5 protein-coding genes are annotated in these 3,373 nt (G+C 68.6%); 4 read left to right on the top strand and 1 reads right to left on the bottom strand.

The features are described from left to right. Together C1A33_RS22365 and C1A33_RS22370 are read left to right on the top strand one after the other, a co-directional pair. A partial coding sequence (locus C1A33_RS22365) for an RNA-guided endonuclease InsQ/TnpB family protein (RefSeq protein ID WP_133150789.1) occupies positions 1-283 on the top strand: 283 nt, incomplete at its 5' end. 98 nt (positions 284-381) lie between these two features. Next, complete coding sequence (locus C1A33_RS22370) at positions 382-1,299, top strand: helix-turn-helix domain-containing protein (protein ID WP_101833335.1); 918 nt, start codon at positions 382-384, stop codon at positions 1,297-1,299. A 22-nt stretch (positions 1,300-1,321) separates the two neighbouring features. On the opposite strand, the gene C1A33_RS22375 is transcribed toward C1A33_RS22370, so the two are convergent. Continuing rightward, positions 1,322-2,491, bottom strand: a complete 1,170-nt coding sequence (locus C1A33_RS22375; protein WP_101833336.1) for a helix-turn-helix transcriptional regulator — start codon at positions 2,489-2,491, stop codon at positions 1,322-1,324. A 212-nt stretch (positions 2,492-2,703) separates the two neighbouring features. On the opposite strand from C1A33_RS22375, the gene C1A33_RS22380 reads away from it, so the two are divergent. Further along, on the top strand, positions 2,704-2,955 hold the full coding sequence (locus C1A33_RS22380) for a hypothetical protein (protein ID WP_101833337.1): 252 nt from the start codon (positions 2,704-2,706) through the stop codon (positions 2,953-2,955). Then, positions 2,948-3,157: a hypothetical protein gene (locus C1A33_RS22385; protein ID WP_101833338.1), complete on the top strand. Its 210-nt coding sequence runs from the start codon at positions 2,948-2,950 to the stop codon at positions 3,155-3,157. Before C1A33_RS22380 ends, C1A33_RS22385 begins: the two co-directional genes overlap by 8 nt. The last annotated feature ends 216 nt before the right edge of the window (positions 3,158-3,373 follow it).

The raw sequence follows: 3,373 nt of genomic DNA on the forward strand, positions 1-3,373 counted from the left end.
CGCGATCTCGGATGCGGGCTGGCGCGACCTGCGGATCATGGTGGAGTACAAGGCCAGCTGGTACGGCCGGCAGGTGATCGCCGTCGACCGCTGGTATCCCAGCTCGAAAACCTGCTCGTCCTGCCGGGCGCTGATCGCATCGTTGCCGCTCGACGTCCGACAGTGGACCTGCCGCTCCTGCGGCACCCACCACGACCGGGACGTCAACGCCGCACGGAACATTCTGGCCGCGGGGCTCGCGGTGTCAGCCTGTGGAGACGGAGTGAGACCACCCCGCTCCTAGAACGGGGAGGCATCTGTCGGTGAAGCAGGAACCCGTATCGCGAGGCACGGGAATCCCCGGCCATCACTCCAGACCGGGAGGATGTCAAAATCGTAGTCATGAGCGAGCTCGGCGAGTTCCTGCGTTCCCGACGCGATCGCCTCACGCCGGCGGACGCCGGGCTGACGCGGGCGGGCGAACGCCGCCGGGTTCCCGGGCTGCGCCGTGAGGAGCTGGCTCAGCTCGCCGGAGTCAGCGTCACCTACTACACCCGGCTGGAGCAGGGGCAGAGCCGCAACGCCTCCGACGCGGTGCTCGACGCGCTCGCCCGCGTCCTGCGGCTGTCCGACGACGAGCATGCCCACCTGCGCGTCCTCGCCCGACCGGCGCGCGCCCTGCGCCGGACCAACCGGCCGCAGCGGCTACGCGCCGGCACGGCACTGGTGCTCAACGCGGTGCGCGACATGCCGGCGTTCGTTCTCGGCCGGCGCACCGACATCCTGGCCTGGAACCGGCTGGGCCACGCACTCATCGCCCCGCACCTGGACTTCGACGCGCCGAGCCGCGGCGGTGCCGCCCGGCCGACGATGGCCCGGCTCATTGTCCTCGATACCTACACTCGCGACCTCTACGTCCATTGGCGGCGCAAGCTCGAAGACCTGGTCAGCTACCTGCGGCTCGTCTCCGCGCAGCATCCCGACGACGCGGCGCTGACATCGCTGATCGGCGAGCTGTGCGTGAAGAGCGAGGACTTCTCCTCGGTGTGGGCGCGCCATGGCGTGCGCGACTGCGGGCCGGGGATACGCGAGTACCGCCACCCGCTCGTCGGCGAGCTGACCTTCACCGAGGAGATCATGCGCCTGCAGGACGACCCGGGCCAGCGCCTCGTCGTCCTCGCCACCGAGCCCGGCTCGCCCACCGCCGAGCGGCTCGCCCTGCTCGCCAGCCTGCACGCCACCGCAGCCCGCGCCTGCGTCCCCAGCGAGGCCGCCTCCACCCATCCGGCGATCACTCCCGCGGAGCACCAGGCCGGGTAGGGCACCTCGGGCCCGATGCTCGTTATTTACTCTCGCCGATCTTTGCTGCGAGCATGTGCAGCAAGTCCCGCAGGTCAGCGGGAGCCCCGGGCGTACCTTCGACCGCCCGTGTCAGGCGACGGACGGCCGCGTATGCGCGAGGGGTAATTTCCCCTGCGCTGCCGAGCAGAGTACGCGCCACGTCTTCTAGCTCGCGCCAGGCGCCTACCTGAGTCAGGGCGTACCCCATGTCGGCCAGGCACAGAGCGTGCATCGCTACGACCGACGCGTGCCCACTTGCCTCTCGGGTCACCCACCCCAGATGCTCGTTATGCAGGCGTATCGAATCCTGCCACTGGCACAGATCGGAATGGAGCCGGGCGCCCTGGATCCTCAGCTCGTCGTCGTCGATCCACCAGGCCCACGGGGGGTCGCTGCTGCGAGTGCCGTCCTGTAGCAGGCTCAGGGCGTGCGTAAAGAGCTTCCCGGCCTGCTCATCGCCCAGTGCTGCCAGGGCTCGGGCCTCCCGCATCGTGAACATAGTTTCGAGCCGGGGGGACAACGTATGGCCCTGCATCGACCGGGCGAGCGTCAGGCCCTCAACCGGGTTCCCGCTTTCGACGGCGTGCATGGAGATGTTCTGCGTGACGAGCATCTCCATGCCGCGGTCCCCTGCAAGGCTGCAGTAGTGCAGCGCCCGGTGATTCGCCTCACGGACCGCGCTATCGCGTCCAGCATCGATAAGGAACCAGCCGGTTACCTCGTAAAGCTCCGCAGCCGTAGCGTAGGCATCCCGCTCGCTTCCCTTGCCTGCTCCGGAAGCGCGTAGCCGACGGTCGAATGCCGCCGCGGTTTGCGTCGCCAGGTCGGCTATCGGCGCACCGCCGAAATCCCGTTCGGCAGCAAGGAGACTTCCGATCTTCGTTCTGGCCTGTTCTAGATGCTCATCTCCTACCGGCTCGCCTGGCGAAGCTACACGGCGAGAAACCTCCATCGGAACGCTACCGCTGGAGCTCAGAAGTCCTGCGAGGTCAGCCGGAGGGATACCAAGAAGGTCTGAAATCTTAAGACGAATCTCAGGCTGAGGTTCTGACTCGCCCCGCTCCCACCGACCCACGGTCGTCCGGTCTACGTCCAGCTCGTAAGCGAAGGTCTCCTGGCTGAAGCCCATGGCCCGCCGCCGCGCGGCGAAAGGACTGGTTCGTCTGCCCATCGCCTCACCTCTCACGCTCGCAGATGCATCAATTCTGCATCATCAGCGCCGTAGAGCGGGCGGATCAGCGGCGGCACGCTGTGTTTGGGCGTCACGGGGTCATCACGCGGACCGCACACGACCGCGGCGCCCACCACGCGGCCCCCGGTGCGCTTCGCCCCGATGCAGGCGCACCGGGCGGCCCCTTGACCCACTGCCGACACGGGGAGCCCATGACCACCGACGCGCCGTTCGAGCTACCGCAGGATCCGCCGGACGTGCCTTTCGCCCCGATGCCCGGAGCGTCCGCACGGTACGGCGATGGCCTGATCGTCGTTGACGTCGACCTGGGCATTCTGGCGGGCGGGCTCACGTCCGCGGTGGGCAGGCTGGTGCCGGCCGACGCCGTCCTCATCGACGCGGAGACCACCGGCGGGCGCATGACGACGCTTCGGTTCACGACTGGCCGGACTTCTCGTGCTTGACGATCAGTTCGCCCAAGGGCATGACCTGAGCGAGCTCGCGCGCCGCCTGTACGAGCTCATCCCGGGCGTCGCGCGGGTCCGATGGTTCTCCGAGGGCGGATCGGTCGACACCGCGCAAGAGAGCGGGCCCGGCCCCACAGACGCGGTCATGGACGCCGCGGCCCGTTTCCTGGCCATCCGTGCGGCCCGCGACCAGGGATGAGCCTCAGCGGGCCGCGGGCCGACTCGCTGCGATAGCCGCGCGCGCGGCTGCCGCTCCCGAGCGGTTGAGCTTCGGGTTACGGGGCGGCATGGCGTCCGCAGCGAAGGTCGCTGGCGCGTTCATACTCGGTGGCCTCACCTTCGGTCTCTGAACACACGTGAGGGGTGGATACTGTTGCCGGTTGAGTGCTAGATAGCGCTGATTGGTGCCATATGA

This window comes from Frankia canadensis (assembly GCF_900197875.1).
Taxonomy (GTDB): Bacteria; Actinomycetota; Actinomycetes; order Frankiales; family Frankiaceae; genus Frankia; species Frankia canadensis.

Coding starts and splice junctions, on each gene's coding strand:
- C1A33_RS22370 (WP_101833335.1), top strand. CDS start 382: ATGAGCGAGCTCGGCGAGTTCCTGCGTTCCCGACGCGATCGCCTCACG.
- C1A33_RS22375 (WP_101833336.1), bottom strand. CDS start 2,491: ATGGGCAGACGAACCAGTCCTTTCGCCGCGCGGCGGCGGGCCATGGGC.
- C1A33_RS22380 (WP_101833337.1), top strand. CDS start 2,704: ATGACCACCGACGCGCCGTTCGAGCTACCGCAGGATCCGCCGGACGTG.